Source organism: Pseudomonas sp. P20 (genome assembly GCF_016463925.1).
Taxonomy (GTDB): Bacteria; Pseudomonadota; Gammaproteobacteria; order Pseudomonadales; family Pseudomonadaceae; genus Pseudomonas; species Pseudomonas aeruginosa.
Window position 1 is genome coordinate 41,908 of record NZ_JAEMVM010000063.1, and the last position, 23,875, is coordinate 65,782.

Annotated in this window: 21 protein-coding genes; 9 read left to right on the forward strand and 12 right to left on the reverse strand. The window is 67.4% G+C overall.

Translation table 11 applies throughout. The features are described 5' to 3' along the window. Nucleotides 1–237 precede the first annotated feature (237 nt). The 3 genes from JHD77_RS31040 (at nucleotide 238) to JHD77_RS31050 (ending at nucleotide 4,209) form a co-directional block, all read left to right on the forward strand. On the forward strand, nucleotides 238–645 hold the full coding sequence (locus JHD77_RS31040) for a YybH family protein (RefSeq protein WP_003082737.1): 408 nt from the start codon (nucleotides 238–240) through the stop codon (nucleotides 643–645). Next, nucleotides 642–2,189: a threonine ammonia-lyase, biosynthetic gene (gene ilvA, locus JHD77_RS31045; protein ID WP_071557671.1), complete on the forward strand. Its 1,548-nt coding sequence runs from the start codon at nucleotides 642–644 to the stop codon at nucleotides 2,187–2,189. Before JHD77_RS31040 ends, ilvA begins: the two co-directional genes overlap by 4 nt. Before the next feature lie 91 nt (nucleotides 2,190–2,280). Next, nucleotides 2,281–4,209 (forward strand): DNA/RNA non-specific endonuclease, encoded by a 1,929-nt coding sequence (locus tag JHD77_RS31050; RefSeq protein WP_031756150.1) that lies wholly within the window; start codon nucleotides 2,281–2,283, stop codon nucleotides 4,207–4,209. Between the two features lie 3 nt (nucleotides 4,210–4,212). On the opposite strand, the gene JHD77_RS31055 is transcribed toward JHD77_RS31050, so the two are convergent. Further along, on the reverse strand, nucleotides 4,213–5,121 hold the full coding sequence (locus JHD77_RS31055) for a LysR family transcriptional regulator (protein WP_003123074.1): 909 nt from the start codon (nucleotides 5,119–5,121) through the stop codon (nucleotides 4,213–4,215). Between the two features lie 84 nt (nucleotides 5,122–5,205). Here JHD77_RS31055 and JHD77_RS31060 point away from each other — a divergent pair, with 84 nt between their 5' ends. Continuing rightward, complete coding sequence (locus JHD77_RS31060; RefSeq protein WP_003082743.1) at nucleotides 5,206–5,637, forward strand: GlcG/HbpS family heme-binding protein; 432 nt, start codon at nucleotides 5,206–5,208, stop codon at nucleotides 5,635–5,637. Between the two features lie 5 nt (nucleotides 5,638–5,642). Continuing rightward, the gene (locus tag JHD77_RS31065; RefSeq protein WP_017148860.1) at nucleotides 5,643–6,422 is read left to right on the forward strand and encodes an SDR family oxidoreductase; all 780 of its coding nucleotides are present in this window, start codon (nucleotides 5,643–5,645) and stop codon (nucleotides 6,420–6,422) included. A 55-nt stretch (nucleotides 6,423–6,477) separates the two neighbouring features. Here the strand turns inward: JHD77_RS31065 and JHD77_RS31070 are convergent, their stop codons facing one another. Continuing rightward, nucleotides 6,478–8,025: a TerC family protein gene (locus JHD77_RS31070; protein ID WP_191519240.1), complete on the reverse strand. Its 1,548-nt coding sequence runs from the start codon at nucleotides 8,023–8,025 to the stop codon at nucleotides 6,478–6,480. A 325-nt stretch (nucleotides 8,026–8,350) separates the two neighbouring features. On the opposite strand from JHD77_RS31070, the gene JHD77_RS31075 reads away from it, so the two are divergent. Then, complete coding sequence (locus JHD77_RS31075; protein ID WP_003449511.1) at nucleotides 8,351–8,974, forward strand: class I SAM-dependent DNA methyltransferase; 624 nt, start codon at nucleotides 8,351–8,353, stop codon at nucleotides 8,972–8,974. Between the two features lie 5 nt (nucleotides 8,975–8,979). On the opposite strand, the gene JHD77_RS31080 is transcribed toward JHD77_RS31075, so the two are convergent. From JHD77_RS31080 to JHD77_RS31125, 10 genes are all read right to left on the reverse strand, one after another. Continuing rightward, entirely contained in the window at nucleotides 8,980–9,186 is a 207-nt protein-coding gene (locus JHD77_RS31080) for a hypothetical protein (protein ID WP_003082754.1), read from the reverse strand. Nucleotides 9,187–9,380: 194 nt separating this feature from the next. Then, nucleotides 9,381–10,493 (reverse strand): alkene reductase, encoded by a 1,113-nt coding sequence (locus JHD77_RS31085; RefSeq protein WP_003109249.1) that lies wholly within the window; start codon nucleotides 10,491–10,493, stop codon nucleotides 9,381–9,383. A gap of 307 nt (nucleotides 10,494–10,800) precedes the next feature. Further along, a complete protein-coding gene (locus JHD77_RS31090) occupies nucleotides 10,801–12,126 on the reverse strand; it encodes a sigma-54-dependent transcriptional regulator (protein WP_003086877.1) in 1,326 nt (441 codons plus the stop codon). Continuing rightward, nucleotides 12,123–14,024 carry a sensor histidine kinase gene (locus JHD77_RS31095; protein WP_003115580.1) on the reverse strand — a complete coding sequence of 634 codons (1,902 nt, stop codon included), beginning with the start codon at nucleotides 14,022–14,024 and terminating at the stop codon, nucleotides 12,123–12,125. Before JHD77_RS31095 ends, JHD77_RS31090 begins: the two co-directional genes overlap by 4 nt. Nucleotides 14,025–14,119: 95 nt before the next feature. Next, nucleotides 14,120–15,208, reverse strand: coding sequence for an asparaginase (locus JHD77_RS31100; protein ID WP_003104093.1), 1,089 nt, complete (start codon nucleotides 15,206–15,208; stop codon nucleotides 14,120–14,122). An 85-nt stretch (nucleotides 15,209–15,293) separates the two neighbouring features. Then, the gene (ggt, locus tag JHD77_RS31105; protein ID WP_003086881.1) at nucleotides 15,294–16,967 is read right to left on the reverse strand and encodes a gamma-glutamyltransferase; all 1,674 of its coding nucleotides are present in this window, start codon (nucleotides 16,965–16,967) and stop codon (nucleotides 15,294–15,296) included. Between the two features lie 77 nt (nucleotides 16,968–17,044). Then, a complete protein-coding gene (locus tag JHD77_RS31110; protein ID WP_003082761.1) occupies nucleotides 17,045–17,779 on the reverse strand; it encodes an amino acid ABC transporter ATP-binding protein in 735 nt (244 codons plus the stop codon). Further along, nucleotides 17,776–18,444, reverse strand: coding sequence for an amino acid ABC transporter permease (locus JHD77_RS31115; protein ID WP_003082765.1), 669 nt, complete (start codon nucleotides 18,442–18,444; stop codon nucleotides 17,776–17,778). The genes JHD77_RS31110 and JHD77_RS31115 overlap by 4 nt, the downstream gene beginning before the upstream one ends. Beyond that, a complete protein-coding gene (locus JHD77_RS31120) occupies nucleotides 18,441–19,187 on the reverse strand; it encodes an amino acid ABC transporter permease (RefSeq protein ID WP_003082767.1) in 747 nt (248 codons plus the stop codon). The genes JHD77_RS31115 and JHD77_RS31120 overlap by 4 nt, the downstream gene beginning before the upstream one ends. Before the next feature lie 202 nt (nucleotides 19,188–19,389). After that, complete coding sequence (locus JHD77_RS31125) at nucleotides 19,390–20,298, reverse strand: glutamate/aspartate ABC transporter substrate-binding protein (protein ID WP_003082770.1); 909 nt, start codon at nucleotides 20,296–20,298, stop codon at nucleotides 19,390–19,392. A gap of 451 nt (nucleotides 20,299–20,749) precedes the next feature. Between JHD77_RS31125 and pagP the strand changes: the two genes are divergently transcribed. The 3 genes from pagP to JHD77_RS31140 all read left to right on the forward strand — a co-directional run bounded on the left by pagP (nucleotide 20,750) and on the right by JHD77_RS31140 (nucleotide 23,871). Beyond that, nucleotides 20,750–21,208 carry a palmitoyltransferase PagP gene (pagP, locus tag JHD77_RS31130; protein ID WP_003082771.1) on the forward strand — a complete coding sequence of 153 codons (459 nt, stop codon included), beginning with the start codon at nucleotides 20,750–20,752 and terminating at the stop codon, nucleotides 21,206–21,208. Between the two features lie 95 nt (nucleotides 21,209–21,303). Next, nucleotides 21,304–22,098, forward strand: coding sequence for an SDR family NAD(P)-dependent oxidoreductase (locus JHD77_RS31135; RefSeq protein ID WP_003082773.1), 795 nt, complete (start codon nucleotides 21,304–21,306; stop codon nucleotides 22,096–22,098). A 183-nt stretch (nucleotides 22,099–22,281) separates the two neighbouring features. Further along, the gene (locus JHD77_RS31140; RefSeq protein WP_016253675.1) at nucleotides 22,282–23,871 is read left to right on the forward strand and encodes a RimK family alpha-L-glutamate ligase; all 1,590 of its coding nucleotides are present in this window, start codon (nucleotides 22,282–22,284) and stop codon (nucleotides 23,869–23,871) included. Nucleotides 23,872–23,875 lie beyond the last annotated feature (4 nt).

Below are 23,875 nucleotides of genomic sequence, written 5' to 3' on the forward strand. Positions count from 1 at the left end.
AGCCCCTGCCATCGCGGCAGGGGCTTTTTCCTGCCGGCGCGGCCGGACCGCTTGACAGCCAACGGGCCTGCGCCGTAGTTTCGATACCCATGACCTTCGCGACCCTGCTTACCCGCCGCAGCATTATTACCGCCATTCCAGCTATGGCGGGTTAGCCAGCGTCCACTCCGAACCCGCCCTCGAGGCGGGTTCTTCGTTCTGTCTCCTGGGCCAAAACCACCGAACCGGGAGAACAGCATGCAGCACCAGACCCTCCAGAACCTCGTTGGCCGGGCCGACGCCCTGATCAATGCCGGGCAGTTCGATGCCCTGATGGATTTCTACTGCGACGACGCCACCCTGGTGGTCAAGCCGGGCCTCAACGCCTGCGGCAAGGCGCAGATCCGCCAGGCGTTCGACGCCATCGCCCGGCACTTCGAGCACAGCCTGCGAGTGCGCCAGCACGACCTGCGGGTGATCGAGGCGGGAGATACGGCGCTGGTCATGGCCGAGGCGGTGATCGAGTCGAAGGCCGGACGCCTGCAACGTCGGGCCACCTACGTGTTCCGCCAGGAGGCCGATGGCCAGTGGCGCTGCGCGGTGGACAACTCCTACGGCACCGACCTGCTGGCCTCGGTGGCGGCGAGCGCGGAGGCCAGCCGATGAGCACCTCGACCCTCAGCGCAAGCAAACCCCTGCTGGCCGGCTACGTGGAAAGCATCCTGGCCGCGCCGGTGTACGACGTCGCCGTGGAAACCCCCTTGCAGGTCGCGCCGCAGTTGTCCCAGCGCCTGGGCAACCGGGTGCTGCTCAAGCGCGAGGACCTGCAGCCGGTGTTCTCCTTCAAGATCCGCGGCGCCTACACTCGTGTCGCGCGCCTGAGCGACGAGCAGAAGGCCCGCGGGGTGATCACCGCCTCCGCCGGCAACCATGCCCAGGGCCTGGCCCTGGCGGCGCAGCGCCTGGGCGTGCGGGCGGTGATCGTGATGCCGCGCACCACTCCCGAGCTCAAGGTCAAGGGCGTGCTGGCGCGCGGCGGCGAGGCGTTGCTGCACGGCGACGCTTTCCCCGATGCGCTGGCCCATGCCCTGCAACTGGCCGAGCGCGAAGGCATGACCTTCGTCCCGCCCTACGACGATCCGGACGTGATCGCCGGACAGGGCACGGTGGCGATGGAGATCCTCCGCCAGCACAGCGGCCGCCTCGACGCGATCTTCGTGCCGGTCGGCGGCGGCAGCCTGATCGCCGGGATCGCCGCCTACGTCAAGCACCTGCGTCCGGATATCCGCGTGATCGGCGTCGAGCCGGAGGATTCCAACTGCCTGCAGGCAGCGCTGGCCGCCGGCGAGCGGGTGGTGCTGGGCCAGGTCGGGCTGTTTGCCGACGGGGTGGCGGTGGCGCAGATCGGCGCTTGCAACTTCGAGGTCTGCAAGGACCACGTCGACGAGGTGATCACCGTCGGCAGCGACGAAATCTGCGCGGCGATCAAGGACATCTACGACGACACCCGTTCGATCACCGAGCCGGCCGGCGCCCTGGCCGTAGCGGGGATCAAGAAGTACGTGGCCCGCGAACGCACCGAGGGGCAGACCCTGGTGGCCATCGACTCCGGTGCCAACATCAACTTCGACCGCCTGCGCCACGTTGCCGAGCGCGCCGAACTGGGCGAACAGCGCGAAGCGATCATCGCCGTCACCGTGGCCGAGCGGCCGGGCAGCTTCAAGGCCTTCTGCGCGGCGCTGGGCCGGCGCCAGATCACCGAGTTCAACTACCGCTACCACAGCGACCGCCAGGCCCACCTGTTCGTCGGCGTGCAGACCCATCCGCTCATCGACAGCCGCGCCGACCTGCTCGCCGGCCTGCGCGAGCAGGGCTTCCCGGTACTCGACCTGACCGACAACGAGATGGCCAAGCTGCACATCCGCCACATGGTCGGCGGCCACGGTACCGAGGTGCGCCGCGAGCGGCTGTTCCGCTTCGAGTTTCCCGAACGCCCCGGGGCCTTGCTGAACTTCCTCGACAAGCTCGGCTCGCGCTGGAACATCAGCCTGTTCCACTACCGCAACCACGGCGCCGCCGACGGTCGGGTGCTGGCCGGATTGCAGGTGCCGGACGAGGAGCGCGGCGAGCTGGAGGCGGCGTTGCAAGCCATCGGCTATCCGTACTGGGAGGAAACCCACAACCCGGCCTACCGGCTGTTCGCCGGTTGAGCTGCGCGGCGGTGCGCCAGCGGGACATGGCCCTGTCATGTCCCTCGGCTAGACTCCTGCCTGGGATATCCGCCCAGCGAGGGACATGGCCATGCGCAAGCGCAACCCCCGGCGGGCCACGCCGGAAGAACTGCGGGTCTGCTCGGTACTGAAGGAAAAGGGCACCCGCGAGGAACTCGCCCACCTCGCCGCCCGCGGTGAGTGGAGCAACGTGCCGGCGTACAACGCCAGCCGCGAGCAGATCGCCGACCACCTGGGCAAGAGCGTGTCGCCGGAATCCGACGCCTCGTTCTTCGACTCGCGGCGCTTCAGCGAGGCGATCGTCCTGCTCAAGAGCCGGCCGGTGCTGCTGGTGAAGAACGGTATCTTCGACGAAGCGCCGCTGGCCGGCCTGGAGCAGCGCCTGAAGAAGCATCGCGCCGCGCTGGCCACGCCGATCCGCTCGGTCGGTCGGCTGGAACTGATCGACCACGACAGCATGGACTGGTGCGGTACCGGCTGGCGCATCGAGGACGACCTGATCGTCACCAACCGGCATGTCGCCAGCCTGTTCGCCGAGCGCCAGGGCAGCCTGTTCCGCTTCCGTCTCAACCAGGCCGGCAAGCAGGTGCGCACCCGCGTGGACTTCCGCGAGGAATACCGCCAGCCGGAAAGCGACGAGCATGTGATCGCGCGGGTCCTGTGGATCGCCCCGGACGTCTCCGAGGCGCCGGACATGGCGATCCTCCAGGTAGTGAAGGGCGACCTGCTGCCGCCGCCGCTGGTCCTCGCGCGCCAGGATGCCGAGCCGCGCCAGGCGGTGGCGGTGGTCGGCTATCCGGCGCGCGACAGCCGCAACGACGCCGGGGCGATGGAAGATATCTTCGGCAACATCTACGACGTCAAGCGCTTCGCTCCCGGCGAAGTCGTGGGATTGCCCCATGACGCCTGGTACCTGACCCACGACTGCTCGACCCTGGGCGGCAATTCCGGCTCGGCGGTGCTTTCGATCGACGGCGGCGAGGTGGTCGGCCTGCACTTCGGCGGCCAGTTCCGCAAGACCAACTATGCGGTGAAGGCCAGCGTGATCCGCAGCCTGCTGGCGCGTCGCGCCTGGGTGCCGGTGGCCGGGGCGGAGCTGAAGCGCGGCGTGCCGCGCTTCCAGGAAAAGCAGCGCAGCGTCACCGACCTGGCCGAGCGCAAGGGTTTCGACGAGGCCTTCCTCGGGCCGAAGGCGGCCTTGCCCAAGCCGGGCAAGAGCCACCAGGTGCTGCCGGTGGGCAAGGGCACGCGCCTGGACTATCTGCATTTCTCGGTGGTGATGAGCGCCAGCCGGCGCTTGCCGATCCTCACCGCGGTGAATATCGACGGCGCGCTCAAGCGTTCGCTCAAGCGCAAGGATTCCTGGGGCTTCGACCCGCGCATCGAGGCGGCCGCGCAGGTCGGACACAAGGACTTCTACGGCCCGGCTTCGTTCGACAAGGGCCACATGGTGCGTCGCGAGGATCCCGGCTGGGGCGACAGCGATGCCGTCGCCCGGCAGGCTGAGGACGACACCTTCGTCTACACCAACGCGGTGCCCCAGGTGGCGCAGCTCAACCAGCGCAGCTGGCTGTCGCTGGAGGACTACGTGCTGCAGAACGCCAGGAGCGAGGGCTTCCGCATCTCGGTGTTCACCGGCCCGGTGTTCCGCGACGACGATCCGCTCTACCAGGGCGTGCAGGTGCCGCTGGAGTTCTGGAAGGTGGTGGCGATGATCGACGCCGACAGCGGCGAACTGGGAGTGTCCGCCTACCTGCTGGGGCAGGAAGGGATGATGCCCAGCGAAGGCTTCCGCTACGGTGCGTTCAAGACCTACCAAGTGCCGTTGGCGAAGGTCGAGGCCAGCGCCGACCTGCGTTTCTCCAGCGCCCTGCGCAAGGCCGACGTGCTCGCCGGCACGCCGCTGGAGGAGGCGCTGGAAAGCGGTCGCTTCATCGAGATCGACGGACCGGACGACCTCCTGCTGAGCCGGCCGGGGCCGGCCGGCAAGGGCCGCTGAGGTTCAGGCCGGCTGCCGCCACTCGCGTAGCAGTTCGATGAAGGCGCGCAGCTTGGCCGGTACGTGGCGGCGGTTCAGGTAATACAGCCACATCGGCGGCAGCGGCAGGCAACTGCCAGGCAGCACTTCCACCAGGCGCCCGGCGGCGAGGTCCGCGGCGACCCGCTCGCGGATGAATGCCTGGGCGATCCCTGCGCCGGCGCGGGCCGCCTCGATGATCGCCTCGGTGTCGGTGCTGACGAAGCGTGCCGGCAGGTCCACTTCCAGTTCCCGCCCGTCTTCCTGCAAGCGCCACTTGTGCAGGCGGCCGCTGCGCGGGAAACGGAAGCGCACGGCGGCATGCCCATCGAGGTCGGCGACGCTGGCCGGCGTACCGTACTCGGCGAGGTAGGCCGGAGTGGCCACCAGCAGGCACGCCAGCGGCGCTGTCAGTTGCACCCCGACCATGCCCGGCTGCAGGGCGTCGGCCAGGCGGATGCCGGCATCCAGTCGTTCCCTGACGATATCCACCAACTGGTCCTCGTAGCGGATCTCCAGTTGTACCTTCGGGTAGCGTCGCACGAACTCGTTGAGCATCGGTGCGATCACCAGGTTCTTCGCCAGGTGCAGGGCGCTGATGCGCAGCTGCCCGGAGGGTTCCGCGAGGCTTTCGCCGAGCGCTTCGCGGGCGCGCACCAGGTCGCGGTAGGGCTGTTCGGTCTGTTCGTGGTAGCGCTGCCCGGCCTCGCTCAGGCTGACCCCGCGGGTGGTGCGGTGGAACAGCTTGAGACGCAGCTCGGCTTCCAGTTGGTTGATCGCCTGGCTCACCGCTGCCGGCGTCACCCCGAGCAGGGCGGCGGCGCGGGTGAAGCTGCCGGTGTCGGCGACCTGCCTGAAGACATGCAGGCCGGCGAGGGGATCGCGTCGATTCATTGTTAGAAAAACTTGAAAGTCTACGTAGGAGAAGGCCGGTTCTGTTAAAGCTTCGACCTTTCTAGACTGGCCCGCAAGCACTCGATGAGGACGCCGGCCATGTCTACCCACCTGTCTCTGCAACATGCCCAACGCTGCATCGCGGCGGCCATTGCCGAAGCGCAGCGGCAGCGCCTGGCGGTCTGCGTCGCGGTGGTCGACGCCCATGCCAACCTGCTGGCGTTCGTACGGATGGACGACAGCGTTCCCGGTGCCATCGACCTGGCCCAGCGCAAGGCGCGCAGCGCCGCGCTGTTCCGCCTGCCCAGCGGCGAGCTGGGCCGACTCGCCGGGCCGGGCCAGCCGTTGTGGAGCATCGAGCAGAGCAACGGCGGGCTGGCCTGCTTCGCCGGCGGCATGCCGCTGGGCGATGCCGGCGGTTCCTGCCTGGGTGGCGTCGGCGTCTCCGGCGCCAGCGCGGCCCAGGACCAATCCATCGCCGAGGCCGCCGTGGCCATGGCAACAATCCAGAGGTAATCGAGATGAAACAGAAGCGAATCCTGGTGACCGGGGCCGGCAGCGGCTTCGGTCGGGAAGTGGCGTTGCGCCTGGCCGCCCGCGGCCATCGGACGATCGCCGGCGTGCGCGGCGCCGGGCAGGCCGCCGACCTGCGCGAAGAGGCCGGGCGGCGTGGCGTTCCGCTGCGGGTGGAAACCCTCGACATCACCGTCGCCGCCGATCGCGAACGCGCCTGGGAATGGGATATCGACGTGCTGCTGAACAACGCCGGCAGCGCCGAGGCCGGGGCCAGCGCGGAGATCCCGCTGGAACTGGTGCGCGCGCTGTTCGAGACCAACGTGTTCGCCAACCTGGAACTGACCCAGGGTTTCGTCCGGCGCATGGTCGAGCAGAAGCGTGGCGGCAAGGTGCTCTTCGTGTCGTCCATCGCCGGCCTGATCACCGGACCCTATACCGGCCCCTACTGCGCCTCCAAGCATGCCCTGGAGTCCTTCGCCGAGGCCCTGCATGCCGAACTGAAGCCGTTCGGCATCCAGGTTGGCACCATCAATCCCGGCCCGTACCAGACCGGCTTCAACGATCGCATGATGGAAACCTGGAAACGCTGGTACGACCCGCAGCGCCACTTCACCGACCACAGCGGCGTGCGCTTTCCCTTCGAGCAGTACGATCCGGAGGAAATGATCGCGCGGATGGTCGAGCTGGCCGAGGCTGACGAAGGCCCGTTCCGCACCCTGTTGCCGGAAGCTTTCGTCGAGGTGGTGAAGGACGAGCAGGCGCAGGTCTGGCAGCGCCGCCTGTAGCGGTCTGCCGCTGCGCCGGGGAGGACGGCGGCCGGATCGGCGGCCGCCGCTTCGCTCAGCCCCTGCGCAGCAGGACCCGGGTCACCCGGCGTTCTTCCACTTCCACCACCCGCAGTTCCCAGTCCTGCCACTGCAGGCGGTCGCCGATCACCGGCAGGCGGTCGAGCAGGCTCATCACTAGCCCGGCGAGGGTCTGGTAGTCCTCCGTGGCGCGCGCGTCGAACCCCACGCGTCGACGCACCTGGCTGAGGTTCATGGCACCGCTGACCAGATAGCCGTCGTTCTCCTCGACCACGTCCGGACCGTCGATCTCACTGGCGTCGGGCAGCTCGCCGGCGATGGATTCGAGAATGTCGGTCAGGGTCAGCAGGCCGATGAACTCGCCGAACTCGTTGACCACGAAGGCCACGTGGGTCGAGGCCTCGCGCATCTGCTCCAGGGCGTTGAGGATCGAGCAGTCCTGCAACAGGTTGAGCGGCTGGCGGGCCAGGCTTTCCAGGTCCGGCTGGGCGCCGGCGAGCAGCTCCTTGAGCAGTTCCTTCTTGTGCACGTAGCCCAGCGGCTCCTCGACGCGCCCGTCGCGCACCAGCGGCAGGCGCGAGTAGGACGATTCGAGCAGCGCCGCGCGGATCGCCTCGCGGCCGCTGTCGAGGTCGATGCAGTCGACCTCGGCGCGTACCGTCATCAGGCTGCGGATGGGCTTCTCGGCCAATTGCAGCACGCCGCTGATCATCACCCGCTCGCGGCGGTCGAAGACCACCTGGTCGTCGCCCTCCTCGAACAGGTCGGCGACTTCCTCGCCGACCTCGTCGGCCTCCAGGCGCTGGCCGCCGAGCAGGCGCAGCACCGCATGGGCGGTACGCGCGCGCAGCGGGCGGTGGCCCTGCAGGCTCTTCTTGCGGCGCTTGCGGGCGACCTGGTTGAACACCTCGATGAGGATCGAGAAGCCGATGGCCGCGTACAGGTAGCCTTTCGGGATATGGAAGCCCAGGCCCTCGGCGGTCAGGCTGAAGCCGATCATCATCAGGAAGCCCAGGCACAGCATGATCACCGTCGGGTGACGATTGACGAAGTGGGTCAGCGGCTTGCTGGCGACGATCATCAGGCCGATGGAGACGATCACCGCGATCATCATCACTTCCAGGTGCTCGACCATGCCCACCGCGGTGATCACCGCGTCGAGCGAGAACACCGCGTCGAGCACCACGATCTGCGCGACGATCGGCCAGAACAGCGCGTAGGTCTTGTTGCCGGCGTGCTGGGCGACATGGCCTTCGAGGCGTTCGTGCAGCTCCATGGTGGCCTTGAACAGCAGGAACACGCCACCGAACAGCATGATCAGGTCGCGGCCGGAGAAGCTCTTGCCGAATACCTCGAACAGCGGCTCGGTGAGGGTCACCATCCACGAGATGCTCGCCAGCAGGCCCAGGCGCATCAGCAGCGCCAGCGACAGGCCGAGGACCCGGGCGCGGTCGCGCAGGTGCGGCGGCAGCTTGTCGGCGAGGATCGCGATGAACACCAGGTTGTCGATGCCGAGGACGATCTCCAGCACGATCAGGGTCGCCAGGCCGAGCCAGGCAGTCGGGTCAGCTATCCATTCCATGTGCGCTTACCTCCCGGTCCGGCTGGCCGTCGCGCTGGCGCGACGCTGCACGGCGCGGCTGCGGCAGCCGGCGGTGACGGAGGGGGACGAGGCGAGGGATTCGGCGTCGAGGGGCGGACGCAGGTGGCGAAGGCGAAGCGGGGAGGGTTGTCCGGAAGGACGACTGGGGGGCTCCGAAAGGGTGGTCATGATGGCCATTGAGAGTCAAAGGGAAGTCGATCCTACTGTGTCGCGGGCCCTCGCCACAGCGGGAAACTATTACAAAACCTTAGGCGAAACCCGTGCCGGCGCTAGACTGGGCGGAACCCCGCCACTGCGAGCAGACATGAGCACCGAGGATTTCGACGCGATCACCGCCACCACCCTGGCCGACTACCAGCGCAACGCCGAAGGCTTCCGCGAGGGCACCCGCGGCCATGACGTGAGCCAGAACGTCGAGGCGCTGCTGCGCCATATCGACGGGTCGCCGCCGTACCGGATCCTCGATTTCGGCTGCGGTCCCGGGCGCGACCTGGCCACCTTCCGCCGCCTCGGCCACCAGCCGGTGGGACTCGAAGGCACGCCGCGCTTCGTCGAGATGGCCAGGGCCGACAGCGGTTGCGAGGTATGGCAACAGAATTTCCTGGCGCTGCGACTGCCGGCCGGGCACTTCGACGGCATCTTCGCCAACGCCAGCCTGTTCCATGTGCCCGGCAGCGCCTTGCCGCGGGTGCTCGGCGAACTCTTCGAAGCGCTGCGGCCGGGCGGCGTGCTGTTCAGCTCCAACCCGCGCGGCGACAACCGCGAGGGCTGGAATGGCCAACGCTACGGTGCCTACCACGATTACCCGGCCTGGAAACGCCTGCTGGAGGAAGCCGGTTTCGTCGAGCTGGAGCACTACTACCGGCCGCCGGGCCTGCCGCGCGAGCAGCAGCCCTGGCTGGCGAGCGTCTGGCGGCGCCCCGTCTGAAGGCGCTAGAGGGTCTGCCGGTGCGGCGTGCCGAGCACGCTGCGGTACTGGTCGAGGCGCTTCGGCGAGAGGTCGCTGCGTTCCAGGCTGTCGAGGGCGTAGGACTTGATTTCGGCGTCGCTGTAGGGGCGTTCGACGCTGCGCGGCGGGTTGGCGCAACCGGTCAGGACGACCAGGCTGGCGGCCAGGGAGACGATCAGGGACTTGCTCATGGCGGATTCCTCGAAATGTTCCTCGATGCTATCGGTGGTCCCCCCTGTCCAGGAAATCAGGCCTATTAATAATGAATATCTGGCGAATTGAGTCTAGGTCCCGCCAGCCGTGGGTTCTAGTCGACCAAAGGCGAGGTTGTGGCGGCATGTTTCGCCAACCGGCCGCGCGCTCGCGGTCCGGTCGGCTAGGGGGTTCAACCGGCCGCCTGCGGCAGGCTCGGGTAGTCGGTGTAGCCGGCGGCGCCGCCACCGAAGTAGGTCGAGCGGTCGCCGTCGGCCAGCGCCAGGTCGTGCTCCAGGCGGTAGGGCAGGTCAGGGTTGGCGATGAACGGCCGGCCGAAGCCGACCAGGTCGGCCCAGCCCCTGGCCAGGGCTTCCTCGGCGCGCGCCTTGGTGTACATGCCGGAGTAGATCAGGCTGCCACGGTAGACGATGCGCAACGCTTCCTTGAACGCCGCCGGCATGGCCGGGGCGTCTTCCCAGTCGGCCTCGGCGATGTGGATGTAGGCCACGCCGATCTCGTCCAGTAGCCGCGCCGCGGCCAGGTAGGTGGCTTGCGGGGTGTCGTCGACCGCGCCCTGCAGGGTGGTTAGCGGCGCCAGGCGCACGCCGATGCGCTCCCTGCCGACCACCGCGGTGACCGCCTCGGCGACCTCGCGGAGGAAGCGCAGGCGGTTCTCCAGCGAGCCGCCGTATTGGTCGTTGCGCGCATTGGCCTGGGAGTCAATGAACTGGTTGATCAGGTAGCCGTTGGCGCCGTGCAGTTCGACCCCGTCGAAGCCGGCGTCGAGGGCGTTGCGTGCGGCCTGGGCATAGTCGGCGACGATCTCCCGGATTTCCTCCACGGCCAGTGCGCGCGGCGCCGAGTGCTGGACCATCTCGCCGCCGCCGGCCTGCGCTCCGCGGCCCTGGGGATCGACGAAGACCTTCACGCCTTCGGCCACCAGCGCCGAGGAGGACACCGGGGCGGCGTTGCCCGGTTGCAGCGAGGTGTGCGAGACCCTGCCGACGTGCCAGAGCTGGGCGAAGATGCGCCCGCCGGCGGCGTGCACCGCGTCGGTGACCTGGCGCCAGCCGGCGACCTGCTCGGCGCTGTGGATGCCCGGCGTCCAGGCGTAGCCCTGGCCCTGCCGGCTGATCTGGGTGCCTTCGGAAACGATCAGGCCGGCGCCGGCGCGCTGGCTGTAGTACTCGGCCATCAGCGCGGTGGCGACTTCGCCACTGGCGGCGCGGGAACGGGTCATCGGCGGCATGACGATGCGATTGGGGAGGGTCAGGTGGCCAAGGGCATAGGGGCTGAACAGCATGATGGCGATCTCGCTCGTGAGGCCGGCCGCGGCGCGGCGTACTGGAAGAAGGTGGGCGCATTATTGGCGGAACGATTCGTGCGAAAAACCGCTGCCGGGGAAAATGACACTTGAGTTCAATTCATGAATGCCCGGATAGCGCGGGCGCACCGAGGGAGGAGGAATGGCCTATGACGCGCTGCGTCAGGCGGGTAGGGCGGATAACGCCCCCGGCGTTATCCGCCGAGCGGAATCGCAGGCGGGTGAGAAATGTCGGATGAAGCATCGCGCCCTGCGCCAGGCGGGCAGGGCGAAGAGGGCCCCCGGCCTATTGCAGGCCGTACTTCTTCACCTTGTCGAACAGTGTGGTCTTGGCCATGCCCAGGTCCTGGCTGGCCTGGGTCAGGTTGCCGTGGTGGCGGGCCAGGGCGTCGCCGAGCAGGGCCTTCTCGAATGCCTCCACCGCTTCGGCGAAGCGCGGGCCGCCGGTCTGTACGGCCTGGCCGCCCTTGTTGAACACCGGCAGGCCGAGGGCGAAGCGTTCGGCGACGTTGCGCAGTTCGCGTACATTGCCCGGCCAGTCGTGGGCCATCAGGCTGGCCACGGTGGCACGGTCGAGTTCCGGCGCGGGGCGGTCGAAGCGCAGCGAGGACTGCTGGAGGAAGTGTTCGAAGAGCAGCAGGATGTCCTCGCGGCGGTCGCGCAGCGCCGGCAGTTCCAGGCTCACCACGTTGAGCCGGTAGTAGAGGTCGCTGCGGAACTGGCCGCTCTTGCCCATGGCGGCGAGGTCTGCCTTGGTCGCCGCGATCACCCGGCAGTCCACCGGGATCGACTGGTTCGAGCCGAGGCGTTCCAGGGTGTGTTCCTGCAACACCCGCAGCAGCTTGATCTGCAGGTTGACCGGCATGCTCTCGATCTCGTCGAGGAACAGCGTGCCGCCGTTGGCATGCTCGATCTTGCCGATCCGCCGCTTGTTGGCACCGGTGAAGGCGTGCGCCTCGTGGCCGAATATCTCGCTGTCGAACAGGTTCTCCGGCAGGCCGCCGCAGTTCAGCGCGACGAAGGCATGCTGGTGGCGCCGGCTATAGTCGTGGAGGCAACGCGCCACCAGCTCCTTGCCGGTGCCGGTCTCGCCGAGGATCAGCACGTTGGCCGAGGTGTCGCCGACGTTGGCGATCAGCTCGCGCAACGCCTGGATCGCCGGCGAGCGGCCGATGATCCGTTGCGCCAGGTCCTGGCGGCCGGCCAACTGGCGACGCAGCGCGCTGACCTCGCGGGCCAGCCCGCGCTGCTCCAGGGCGCGGCGGGCGACCTCGACCAGGCGTTCCGGAGAGAAGGGCTTCTCCATGAAGTCGTAGGCGCCGGCGTGCATCGCCTGTACCGCCATGGAGATGTCGCCGTGACCGGTGATCAGCACCACCGGCAGGCTCGGGTCGAGGGCCTTGAGACGCTCCAGCAGGGTCAGGCCGTCGATGCCGGGCAGGCGGATGTCGCTGACGACGATGCCGGCGAAGTCGCGGTCGACCCGTTGCAGCGCCTCCTCGGCGCTGCCGACGCCGATGCAGGGGATGTCCTCCAGCTCCAGCGCCTGCTGGCAGCCGAGCAAGACATGCGGATCGTCTTCGACGATCAGGACGGAAAGCGGCTCGTTCATCGGGCGGGACTCGCAGTCGGGGAATCGGGAACCAGGGACAGGCTCAGCTCGAAGGCGGTTCCGCCGCTTTCGGGGTGCTGCACGCTGAGGCTGCCGCCGGCGGCGGTGGCCAGGCTGGCCGAGAGGGTCAGGCCGAGGCCCAGGCCATGTTCGCCGGGCTTGGTGGTGAAGAAGGGTTCGAACAGGTGGACGCGCGCCGCCGGCGGGATACCGGGGCCGTTGTCGCGCACGCGCAGGACGTAGCGCTCCTCCTCGCGCCGGCCTTCCAGCCAGAGCTGGCGGTCGGCCTGCCCGCTCATGGCGTCGAGGGCGTTGGCCAGCAGGTTGACCAGGATCTGTTCCAGGCGGGTCTGGTCGATGCCCAGGCGCACGTCGTCGAAATGCCGGTGCAGGGTCGGCGGGTCCTGCTCCAGGCGCCCGTGCAGGATCAGCAGCGCCGCGTCCACCGCCTTGGCCAGGCTGGCCTGGCCGGCGTCGTCGCTGCGCCGGGCGAAGGCACGCAGGCTGGCGGTGATGCGGCCCATGCGGTCGACCAGTTCGTTGATGGTGGCGAGGTTGGTGCTGGCGGTCTCCAGCTTGCCGCGCTGGAGGAAGCGCACGGTGTTGCCGGACAGCGTACGCAGCGCCGCCAGCGGTTGGTTGAGTTCGTGGGCGATGCTGGTGGACATCTGCCCGATCACCGCCAGCTTGCCGGCCTGGACCAGTTCGTCCTGGGCCTTGCGCAGGGTGTCCTCGGCCTGCTGGCGCTCGTGGATCTCGGCGGTCAGGCGTGCGTTGCTGGCCTGCAGGTCGGCGGTACGTTCGGCGATCTTCACTTCCAGCTCGCCGTTGGCCCGTTGCAGCGCCTCGCGCGCGGCGAGGCGGGTGGCGAGTACCTTGCGCCGCTCGTTCCAGGCGATCAGCAGGAATGCCAGGAGGGCGAAACCGATGGCGGCCAGCATGCCGTTGCGCACCGCGTCGCGGCGCAGGTCTTCCAGCGGGCTGAGCAGGGTCAGGTTCCACGGTGTGTCGTTCAGCGCGCGGGTCTGCGCCAGGTAGGTGACCGCTTCGCCGCGCGGATGCTGCTCATCGGCGGGGAAGCTGAGCTTCTCCACACCGGCGGCCAGCGGCTCGCGCTGCAGCGGTTGCCACTCGTTCAGCGCCCACCAGTAGTACTGCATGCTGCGCGCCAGGCGCTCCTTGTCGTCGGCGCTCAGGGAGCGCACCGCCTTCAGGCGCAGGGCGGGGTTGCTGGAGAGGATGATGATGCCGTTCTCGTCGCTGACGAAGGCTTCCAGGCGCGCCTTCTCCCAGCGTTCCTCGAGGGCGTCCATCTTCACCTTGACCACCGCCACGCCGATGATCCGGCCGCCGTGGACCAGGCCGTGGGCCAGGTAGTAGCCCGGCTCGCCGCGGGTGCTGCCGATGCCGTAGAAGCGGCCCGGCTTGCCCTTCATCGCGTCCTGCCAGTAGGCGCGGAACGACAGGTCCTCGCCGAGGTAGCTGTCCGGGTCGCTCCAGTTGCTGGTGGCCAGGACCCGGCCGTTGGTGTCCAGCAGGTACACCGCGCGGCTGCCGGCGCGGCGGTTGAGGCCTTCGAGGTAGGCGTTGACCTGGTTGCGCCGGTATGGCGTCGGGTCGGTGAGCAGGTGACTGACGCTGCGCTCCAGCTCCAGCAGGCTGGGCAGGTAGGTGTACTTGCTGATCTCGCTCTCGACCGTCCGTGCATGCAGCTCCAGCTGGCGTTCGCCATTCTCGGCGAGGGCACGGATGCCGGCGCTCTCGCTGATCCGGTAGCCGCCGTAGCCGAAGCCGAGCATCAGCAGGAGCAGGGGAATGGGGAGCAGCAACTGGCGGACGAGGCGGGGCTTCACGGTCAGTGACGGAGGTACGCTGCAGGGCGGGTCGGGGGATTCCATCACAGTCGTCGCGGCTAGGCCAGCCCGCCGCCACGATGGGCGGCGGAGCGGGCGGTTTTCCGGCACGGCCGGCAGGCGGCGCCGGAAGGGTTCACTCAGTATTCCCAGAAGATCCGTTGCAGCTCCTTGCTGTCCTGGGTCTTGGTCATCGCGACCGCGGCCAGGATGCGCGCCTTCTGCGGGTTCAGGTCGTGGGCGACGATCCAGTCGTTCTTGTCGTCCGGCTGCTCGGCGTTGCGCAGGACGAAGCCGCCGGCATTGACGTGCGAGGAGCGGATGATCTGCACGCCCTGCTTGCGCAGTTCCTGCAGGGTCGGCACCACGCGCGCGGGCACCGAGCCGTTGCCGGTGCCGGCATGGATGATCGCCTTGGCGCCCGCCTGGGCCAGGGCCTTGTAGGCGGTGTCGCTGACGTTGCCGTAGCTGTAGGCGATTTCCACCGGAGCCAGCGCGGAGATCTGCTTGATGTCGAACTCGGAGTTCACCGTGTGCCGCTTCACCGGTGCGCGGAACCAGTAGCTCTTGCCCTCGACCACCATGCCCAGCGGGCCCCACGGGCTCTTGAACGCTTCGGTCTTGATGTTGACCATCTTGCTCGCGTCGCGGCCGGAGAGGATCTCGTCGTTCATGGTGATCAGCACGCCCTTGCCGCGTGCCGACTTGTCGCCGGCCACCGCCACGGCGTTGTACAGGTTGAGCATGCCGTCGGCGGACATCGCGGTGCCCGGGCGCATCGAGCCGACCACCACGATAGGCTTCTCGGTGTGCTCGACCAGGGTCAGGAAGTAGGCGGTCTCTTCCAGGGTGTCGGTACCGTGGGTGATCACGATGCCGTCGACGTCGTCGCTATCGGCCAGCTTGGCGACGGTCTTGCCCAGTTCCAGCAGGTTCTCGTTGGTGAAGCTTTCCGAGGCGATCTGGAACACCTGTTCGCCGCGGACGTTGGCGATGTCCTTGAGCTGCGGCACGCTGGCCAGCAACTGGTCGACCGGCACCTTGGCGGCGGTGTAGGTGGCGCTGTTGGCGGCGCTGGCGCCGGCGCCGGCGATGGTGCCGCCGGTGGCCAGGATGACCACGTTGGACAGTTTCTGTTGCGGTGCGACTTCCTTGGCCTGGGCGGCCTGCGGCAGCAGGAGCATCAGGGCCATAACACCGGGGGCGAACGCGTGGAGCAATGGCTTCATGGCGATATCTCGTGTCGGTAGGTTGGTAGGGTTATCGTCGTTGCACGCAATCAGGCGCGGGCGGCGTCGGCCGCCCGCCGTCCTGTCAGGGTTTCACCACCAGGCCGACGCCGCGGCCACGGGGATCGGAGGCGGTCTCCAGGGCCTTGCCGTCGACGCGGATGGCCTGGATATCGCCCATGTTCCAGCCCTGGTCCTCCAGGGTGTAGCCCATCGCCTTCAGCTCCTCGGCGACCTTGCCGGCGAGCGGCGCGTAGGCGTCGTAGTAGATCGTGTCCTTGGGCAGCAACTGGTGGTGCACGCGCTGCGCGGCCACGGCCTTCTCCAGCGGCAGGTGGAAGTCGTAGATATTGTTCAGCACCTGGAAGATCGAGGTGAAGATCCGCGAGCCGCCGGGAGTGCCGACCACCAGGCTGACCTTGCCGTCGCGGGTGACGATGCTCGGGCTCATCGAGGAGAGCATGCGCTTGCCCGGCTCGATGGCATTGGCGTCGCTGCCGACCACGCCGAAGGCGTTGGCCACGCCCGGTTTGGCGCTGAAGTCGTCCATCTCGTCGTTGAGCAGGAAGCCAGCGCCCTTGACCACCACGCCGCTGCCGAAGTCCCAGTTGAGGGTGTAGGTGTTGCTCACCGCGTTGCCGTCGGCGTCGACGATGGAGAAGTGCGTGGTCTGGTGCGGCTCCAGGCCGGGACGGACCTTCTCGGTCGGCGAGATCGCCGTCGGATTGACCTCGGCGGCACGCTGCTTCAGGTATGCCGGATCGGTCAGGCGCGCCACCGGGACCTTGGAGAAGTCCGGGTCGCCGAGGTAGTCGGCGCGGTCGGCGAACACGCGTTTCTCGATCTCCGCCAGCAGGTGGATGTAGCGCGCGGAGTTCAGCTCGACGCCCTTGAAGTCGGCGGCACGGTTTTCCTTGATGCCCAGCAACTGGGCCAGGGCGATCCCGCCGGAGCTTGGCAGCGGCGCGGTATAGAGCGTGTTGCCCTGCCAGTCGACGCGCATCGGTTCGCGCCACCTGACCTTGTAGTCGGCGAGGTCCTGGTGGGTGATCAGTCCCTTGTCCTGCTGCATCTGTGCCACCAGCAGGTCGGCGGTATGGCCTTTGTAGAACTCGTCCGGGCCCTTGTCGGCGATACGCTCCAGGGTCTTCGCCAGGTCCGGCTGGAGGAACGCCTCGCCGGCCTTCATGTGGCCGAAGTAGTCGCCGAAGTTGGTCTTGCCGTTGAACAGGGCGACGGCGTCCTGGCGGTACTGGAACTGCTTGTCGGCGACCTTGAAGCCCTTTTGCGCGTAGCCGATGGCCGGGGTCAGCAGCTCGCTCCAGGGCAGCTTGCCGAACCGCTTGTGGGCTTCCCAGAGGCCCATCACGGTGCCCGGCACGCCGGCGGCCTTGGCGCCGACCAGGCTGAGGTTCTCGATCACCTCGCCCTTGTCGTCCAGGTACATGGTCTTGCTCGCGGCCTTCGGCGCCACCTCGCGGTAGTCGAGGAAGTACGGCTTGCCGTCCATGTACAGGGTCATGAAGCCGCCGCCGCCGATGTTGCCGGCCTCGGGGTAGGTGACCGCCAGGGTGAAGGCGGTGGCCACCGCGGCGTCCACCGCGTTGCCGCCGGCCTTGAGGATCTGCGCGGCGACCTTGGCGCCGTACTCGTCGGGCGCGGCGACGGCGCCGCCGTCGAGCGTGGCGGCGAAGGCCGAGGAGGATGCGGCGGCAATGGCGACGCCGAGGGACAGGGTTCTGAAGAGCACAGGTTGCATGGGCTTTCCCTATTTATTGTTATCGCAGGCGAGGGTGGAGCAGGCCCCCGCCGGGCGGGCCGGCGAGGGCGGGTACATCAGTGCGGGAGGATCTTGGCGAGGAACTGCTGGGCACGTTCGGAGCGGGCGCTGACGTCGCCGAAGAACTCCTCCTTCTCGCAGTCTTCCACGATCTGCCCGCGGTCCATGAAGATCACCCGGTTGGCGACCTTGCGCGCGAAGCCCATCTCGTGGGTCACGCACATCATGGTCATGCCTTCGTGGGCCAGCTGGACCATCACGTCGAGCACTTCGTTGACCATTTCCGGGTCGAGCGCCGAGGTCGGCTCGTCGAACAGCATCACCACCGGGTCCATCGCCAGCGCGCGGGCGATCGCCACGCGCTGCTGCTGGCCGCCGGAGAGCTGGCCGGGGTGCTTGTGCGCGTGCTCCTTGAGACCGACGCGCTCGAGCAGGGCCAGGCCCTTCTTGGTGGCTTCTTCCTTGCTGCGGCCGAGTACCTTGATCTGCGCGATGGTCAGGTTCTCGGTGATGCTCAGGTGGGGAAACAGCTCGAAATGCTGGAACACCATGCCGACCCGCGAGCGCAGCTTGGGCAGGTTGGTCTTCGGATCGGCGATGGAGGTGCCGTCGACGACGATGTCGCCCTTCTGGAAGGGTTCCAGTGCGTTGACGCACTTGATCAGGGTCGACTTGCCCGAGCCCGACGGCCCGCAGACCACCACCACTTCGCCTTTCGCAACCTCGGTGGAGCAGTCGGTCAGGACCTGGAAGTCGCCATACCACTTGCTGACATTCTTGATGGAAATCATACGGTTAACCTTTTCTGCAGACGTTTGACGGCGAACGAGGCGGTGAAGCTTACGACGAAGTAGACCAGGCCGGCGAAAATCAGGAACTCGTTGGCCTGGCCGATGATGTCGCCGCGCGAACGGGCCGAATTGAGGAAGTCCATCAGGCCGACGGTATAGACCAGCGAGGTGTCCTGGAACAGGATGATGCTCTGTTGCAGCAGCAGCGGGGTCATCTTGCGGAACGCCTGCGGCAGGATCACCAGGCGCATGGTCTGCCCGTAGGTCATGCCCAGTGCCTGGGCGGCGCCCATCTGGCCTTTCGGGATGGCCTGGATGCCGGCGCGGACGATCTCGCAGTAGTAGGCCGCCTCGAACATCATGAAGGCCACCAGGCAGGAGGTGAACGCCCCCACCGGGGTGTCCTCGCCGGTGATCCAGCGCAGGATGAAGGGCACCGCGAAGTAGAACCAGGTGATCACCAGCAGCAGCGGGATCGAGCGGAAGTAGTTGACGTAGAAGCCGGCGATGTTCGACAGCAACTTGCTGTGCGACAGCCGCATCAGCGCCAGCACGGTACCCAGCGCGACGCCGCCGAGGACGCCGAGGACCATCAGCTTGAGGGTCATCAGCATGCCTTCCCAGAGGCTCGGCAGGGCGGGAACGATTCCACTGAAGTCCATCATTTACCTCCTACGGAGATCAGGCCCGGTACGGCGACCTTTCTCTCCACCAGGCGCATGATCAGCATCAGGCTCATGTTCAGCGTGAAGTAGATCAGCGTGGCCAGGGTGAAGGCCTCGAACAGGTTGGCGGAGAACTCGGCAGTCTGCTTGGTCTGCGCCAGCAGCTCCATCAGGCCGATCAGCGACGCCACCGAGGAGTTCTTGAAGATGTTGAGGAACTCCGAGGTCAGCGGCGGGATGATGATCCGGAAGGCCTGCGGCAGCAGCACGTGGCGGTAGATCTGCGGCAGGCGGAAGCCCATCGCGCGGGCCGCCGAGGTCTGCCCGTAGGGCAGCGCCTGGATGCCGGTGCGCACCTGCTCGCAGACCCGCGCGGCGGTGAACAGGCCGAGGCAGACGACCACGCTGAGGTAGGCCGAGGTAGTCGGGTTGAGGTCCTGCTTGAACCAGGTCTGCAGGCCCTCGGGCAGCAGGTCGGGTACCAGGAAGTACCAGATGAACAGCTGCACCAGCAGCGGCACGTTGCGGAAGATTTCCACGTAGGCGGTGGCGATCCCCGATACCAGGCGGTTCGGCACGGTGCGCATGACGCCGAGCAGCGAGCCCAGCGCCAGGGCGATGATCCAGCCGACCAGGGCGATGGCGATGGTCCAGCCCAGACCGGCGATGTACCAGTCGAGGTAGGTTTCGCTGCCGATCCCGGTGGACTTGAAGAACACGCCCCAGTCCCAGTTGTAATTCATGTTGGGGTTTCCCCTCGGTTCAATCGGTTGCAGACACTGTCGGGGAAGGCAGGCGCCGGCGCGGCCGTGCGGGCCGGCGGCGCTGCTCTTCCGGGGGAGACGGCTGGGGAGGGGCAGGCCCCTCCCGCGTCCCCGAGGCCCCGCTGCGAGGCGGGGGCGACGCGCGAAGCGCTGGCGCTCCGGGAGGAACGCCAGGCGCTCGTTACATCTGCTCGGCGGCCTTGTCGGTCGGGCTGGCGATCAGCTTCTTCAGCTCTTCGCTCATGGGGAAGTTGAGGTTCAGGCCCTTCGGCGGGATCGGCTGGGTGAACCACTTGTCGTAGATCTTGTTGACCTCGCCGGAGGCGTAGGTATCGGTGATGGCCTTGTCGACCACTTTCTTGAACGCCGCGTCGCCCTTGCGCACCATGCAGCCGTAGATCTCGAAGGACTGCGGGGTGCCGCCGACGACCCAGTCGTCCGGCTTCTTGGCCTTGGCCATTTCGCCGTAGAGCAGCGCGTCGTCCATCATGAAGGCCACCGCGCGGCCGGATTCGAGCATCATGAAGGACTCGCCGTGGTCCTTGGCGGAGATGATGTTCATGCCCATCTTCTTGTCCGCGTTCATGGCCTTGAGCAGGCGCTCGGAGGTGGTGCCGGCGGTGGTCACCACGTTCTTGCCCTTGAGGTCGTCGAAGTCCTTGATGTTGGCGGTCTTCTTCGACAGCAGGCGGGTGCCGACCTCGAAGATGCCGACGGAGAAGTCGACCTGCTTCTGGCGCTCTTCGTTGTTGGTGGTGGAGCCGCACTCGATGTCCACGGTGCCGTTCTGCACCAGCGGGATGCGGGTCTGCGAGGTGACCAGGTTATAGCGGACCTTCAGCTCGGGGAGGTTGAGTTCCTTCTTCACCGCCTCGACCACTTTCAGTTGCAGGTCGTGGGAGTAGCCGATCGGCTTGCCCGGCTCGGTGCCGAGGTAGGAGAAGGGAATCGAAGCGTCACGGTGACCGAGGGTGATGGTGCCGGTTTCCTTGATCTTCTTCAGCGTGCCGGTGAGCTCGTCAGCGACGACCGGAGCGGACAACAGAGCGGCCACGATGGCGGTGCTCAGCAGACTGGGAGCGATACGCATGAATTTCTTCCTCGACTTGTTTTGATTTTTATTGAGCCGCGAGCGCCTGGCCTCTCCGGGACAGGGTGTTTCGCGGTTTTCCCCGGCGGGGGAAGCCACGAGAGTATCGTGCTTGCCGAACAGTGTAGTGGCAGGATGCATGCCAGCTTATGAAATCCGGTTTTTTTTAGCCTAACCGTTTGAAAGTAAAAGAAATTAAATTTGGATGAAAATGCCCCGAAATGGCCTTTCGTCCGCTCTTCCGAATATTTTCGGGGCATGGCGTTCGGTTTTCCGAACGTTTCGCCGAGGTCCGTTCTTGAGCCATTCCGGGGTTTTCTGACGGTTCGTTCAGAAATTGTTCAGGCTTCGTTCAGGCCCGATTCAGGCCGGGTTCAGCAGAATTCACGCTGCGAGGCGCAAGCCGTCACGTCTTGCCTTCCTTCCCTGGCGACGGCCGCCTGGAGTCCACATGCGCTATCTCATCCTCAGCCTGCTGGCCGTGCTCGCCGCACCTGCCTGGGCTGCCGACGACGGCGACTTCTGGTACCTGCAGACCAGCGTCTACACCCGGCATTTCAACCCGGACCCTGAACACAACAATCACCAGGACCTGCTCGGCCTCGAATACAACCGCGCCGATGGCGTGCTGGCCGGCGGTGCGACCTTCCGCAACTCGTTCAGCCAGCGCTCCAACTACGCCTACCTGGGCAAGCGTTTCGACAGTGACAGCTACCCGGTCTACCTGAAGCTCACCGGCGGCCTGTTGCAGGGCTATCGCGGCGAATACCGCGACAAGATCCCGCTGAACCGCTTCGGCGTCGCGCCGGCGATCATCCCCTCGGTGGGCGTTCGCTTCGGCCCGCTGGGCAGCGAGCTGGTGCTGCTCGGCAATTCGGCGGCGATGATCAACCTCGGCCTGCGTCTCTGAGGCCAGGAACGGGCACGGAACGCTGGCTGGTCTAGGCTGTCGTCTGTTCCCCGAGCCGCGTTCCTGAGCGGTTCGTCACTCGACAGGAGACTCCCATGCAGATCGATCTGAGCGACAAACTGGCAATCGTCAGCGGTTCCACCGCCGGCATCGGCTTCGCCATCGCCAGCGGCCTCGCCGCCGCCGGCGCCACCGTGGTGGTCAACGGACGCAGCCAGGCGGCGGTGGACCGTGCGATCGCGGCGATCCGGAACGGCCAGCCGGATGCCAGGGTGCGCGGCGTCGCCGGCGACCTGGGCACGGCGGAAGGCTGCGCGGCTTTCGTTGCGGCCGAGCCGAAGGCGGACATCCTGGTCAACAACCTGGGCATCTTCGAGCTGAAGGACTTCTTCGACATCGAGGACGCCGAGTGGAGCCGCTTCTTCGAGGTCAACGTGATGTCCGGGGTGCGCCTGGCCCGCGCCTACGTCCCGGGAATGGTCGAGCGCGGTTGGGGGCGAGTGGTGTTCCTGTCTTCGGAATCGGCGTTGAACATCCCGGCGGACATGATCCACTACGGCTTCAGCAAGACCGCCAACCTCTCGGTGTCGCGCGGCCTGGCCAAGCGCCTGGCCGGCACCGGGGTGACGGTGAATGCGGTGCTGCCCGGACCGACCCTCACCGAAGGCGTCGCCGAGATGCTCCGCGAGGATGCGCAGAAGGCCGGGCAGAGCATAGAAGAGGCCGGCACCGCCTTTGTCCGGCAGCACCGTTCCAGTTCGATCATCCAGCGCCTGGCGACGCCCGAGGAAGTCGCCAACCTGGTGGTCTACACCTGCTCGACCCAGGCCTCGGCGACCACCGGCGCGGCCCTGCGGGTCGACGGCGGGGTGCTCGACAGCCTGGCCTGACGAGCGCGCAACGCCAGCGTAAAAATGCTCCTCGGCACTCGCGGCGCGGTGCCCGGCGGCCCTGGCCGGTTGCCGCGCCGGCGTCTGGCGGCGGCGCTCGTAAAGCTTGCGTAACGAGGCGCGACAGGAGGCGCCGGCAGGTCTAGAACGGCAGGTACCGTCATTCAGAGGATACCGCCACTCATGTCAGCAGCCTCGTTAGCCACCCTCGACGGGTCGCTCCGCATGACCCCCGTCGAGCAACCCCGACCGCCGGCTCTCGCCGACCTCGGCAGCCGCCTGATGATCGTCGTCGAGCGACGCGAGGACTGGGCCTCCTACCTGCCCAGCGAGGAAGTACTCACCGCCCAGGAATACCTCGAGCAATCGGCGCGCGACCACGGCGGCCGCCGCGTGCAGGTGATCAACCTGTGCCGCGGCTACAAGTACCTCGGCCTCGGCTACTACTGTTCGCTGCTGGCCGAGGCCCGTGGCCACCGGGTGATCCCGTCGCTGCGCTGCATCAGCGAACTGGCTCGCAAGTCGGTGTACGGGCTGGCCCTGGGTGGCCTCGACAAGGCCCTGGACAAGGCGCTGTGCCGTACGCCCTATGGCGCCACCGACGGCTTCACCCTGACCCTGTATTTCGGCCATACCGAGTTCGAGCCACTGGCCGACCTCGCCCGCCAGTTGTTCGAAGCCTTTCCCTGTCCGATCCTGCTGGTGGAGTTCCGTCGCCAGCAGGGCTGGCATATCGAGGGCGTGCGCCCTGGCGTGCTGAACCGCCTGCGCAGCGACCAGGAGGACGTTTTCGCCGATGCTCTCGACGGTTTCAGCCGGCGCGCCTGGCGCATGCCGCGTTCGCGGCGGGTGGCGCGCTACGACATGGCGATCCTCCACGATCCCGACGAAGCGCTGCCGCCGTCCAACCCGCAGGCGCTGGCCAACTTCGTACGGGTCGGCGCCAGCCTCGGCATCGACGTCGAACTGATCGGACGCAAGGACTACGCGCGCCTGGCCGAGTTCGACGCCCTGCTGATCCGCGAGACCACCCGGGTCGACCACCATACCTATCGCTTCGCCGAGAAGGCCGAGCGCGAAGGCCTGGTGGTGATGGACGACCCGGCATCGATCCTGCGCTGCACCAACAAGGTCTACCTGGCCGACCTGCTTGGTTGCCGGCAACTGGGCATGCCGCTCACCGAGATCCTCTACAAGGAACGCCCGCAGGACTGGCAGCGGGTGGCCCGGCGCCTGGGCTTCCCGCTGGTGCTGAAGATTCCCGATGGCTGCTTCTCCCGTGGCGTGGTCAAGGTCAACGACGACAGCGAACTGCTGGCGGCGGCGAGCGAGCTGTTCGAGCGCTCGGTCCTGTTGCTGGCCCAGGAGTTCTTCTACACCGAGTACGACTGGCGCATCGGCGTGCTCGACCGCCAACCGCTGTACGCCTGCCAGTACTTCATGTCGCGCGGCCACTGGCAGATCTACAACCACAAGGCCGACGGCCAGGACGTCAACGGCGAGTGCCGCGCCGTGCCGCTGGAGCAGGTGCCGCCGGCGGTGCTGGAGCTGGCCCTGGAGGCCGCCGGGCGGATCGGCGACGGCCTCTACGGGGTGGACCTGAAGCAGGCCGGCGACAAGGTGCTGGTCATCGAGGTCAACGACAACCCGAATATCGATGCCGGCGTCGAGGACGGCCAGCTCGGCGACGAACTCTACCGGCGCATCCTCCAGGCCTTCGTCCAGCGCCTGGAACTCAAGCACCGTGGCCAGTTGAGCAAGGCGCTGCGCTGAACGG

Bases quoted from the DNA above. Each gene is read 5' to 3' on its own strand.
- JHD77_RS31040 (WP_003082737.1), top strand. From the start codon at position 238: ATGCAGCACCAGACCCTCCAGAACCTCGTTGGCCGGGCCGACGCCCTG.
- ilvA (WP_071557671.1), top strand. From the start codon at position 642: ATGAGCACCTCGACCCTCAGCGCAAGCAAACCCCTGCTGGCCGGCTAC.
- JHD77_RS31050 (WP_031756150.1), top strand. From the start codon at position 2,281: ATGCGCAAGCGCAACCCCCGGCGGGCCACGCCGGAAGAACTGCGGGTC.
- JHD77_RS31055 (WP_003123074.1), bottom strand. From the start codon at position 5,121: ATGAATCGACGCGATCCCCTCGCCGGCCTGCATGTCTTCAGGCAGGTC.
- JHD77_RS31060 (WP_003082743.1), top strand. From the start codon at position 5,206: ATGAGGACGCCGGCCATGTCTACCCACCTGTCTCTGCAACATGCCCAA.
- JHD77_RS31065 (WP_017148860.1), top strand. From the start codon at position 5,643: ATGAAACAGAAGCGAATCCTGGTGACCGGGGCCGGCAGCGGCTTCGGT.
- JHD77_RS31070 (WP_191519240.1), bottom strand. From the start codon at position 8,025: ATGGAATGGATAGCTGACCCGACTGCCTGGCTCGGCCTGGCGACCCTG.
- JHD77_RS31075 (WP_003449511.1), top strand. From the start codon at position 8,351: ATGAGCACCGAGGATTTCGACGCGATCACCGCCACCACCCTGGCCGAC.
- JHD77_RS31080 (WP_003082754.1), bottom strand. From the start codon at position 9,186: ATGAGCAAGTCCCTGATCGTCTCCCTGGCCGCCAGCCTGGTCGTCCTG.
- JHD77_RS31085 (WP_003109249.1), bottom strand. From the start codon at position 10,493: ATGCTGTTCAGCCCCTATGCCCTTGGCCACCTGACCCTCCCCAATCGC.
- JHD77_RS31090 (WP_003086877.1), bottom strand. From the start codon at position 12,126: ATGAACGAGCCGCTTTCCGTCCTGATCGTCGAAGACGATCCGCATGTC.
- JHD77_RS31095 (WP_003115580.1), bottom strand. From the start codon at position 14,024: ATGGAATCCCCCGACCCGCCCTGCAGCGTACCTCCGTCACTGACCGTG.
- JHD77_RS31100 (WP_003104093.1), bottom strand. From the start codon at position 15,208: ATGAAGCCATTGCTCCACGCGTTCGCCCCCGGTGTTATGGCCCTGATG.
- ggt (WP_003086881.1), bottom strand. From the start codon at position 16,967: ATGCAACCTGTGCTCTTCAGAACCCTGTCCCTCGGCGTCGCCATTGCC.
- JHD77_RS31110 (WP_003082761.1), bottom strand. From the start codon at position 17,779: ATGATTTCCATCAAGAATGTCAGCAAGTGGTATGGCGACTTCCAGGTC.
- JHD77_RS31115 (WP_003082765.1), bottom strand. From the start codon at position 18,444: ATGATGGACTTCAGTGGAATCGTTCCCGCCCTGCCGAGCCTCTGGGAA.
- JHD77_RS31120 (WP_003082767.1), bottom strand. From the start codon at position 19,187: ATGAATTACAACTGGGACTGGGGCGTGTTCTTCAAGTCCACCGGGATC.
- JHD77_RS31125 (WP_003082770.1), bottom strand. From the start codon at position 20,298: ATGCGTATCGCTCCCAGTCTGCTGAGCACCGCCATCGTGGCCGCTCTG.
- pagP (WP_003082771.1), top strand. From the start codon at position 20,750: ATGCGCTATCTCATCCTCAGCCTGCTGGCCGTGCTCGCCGCACCTGCC.
- JHD77_RS31135 (WP_003082773.1), top strand. From the start codon at position 21,304: ATGCAGATCGATCTGAGCGACAAACTGGCAATCGTCAGCGGTTCCACC.
- JHD77_RS31140 (WP_016253675.1), top strand. From the start codon at position 22,282: ATGTCAGCAGCCTCGTTAGCCACCCTCGACGGGTCGCTCCGCATGACC.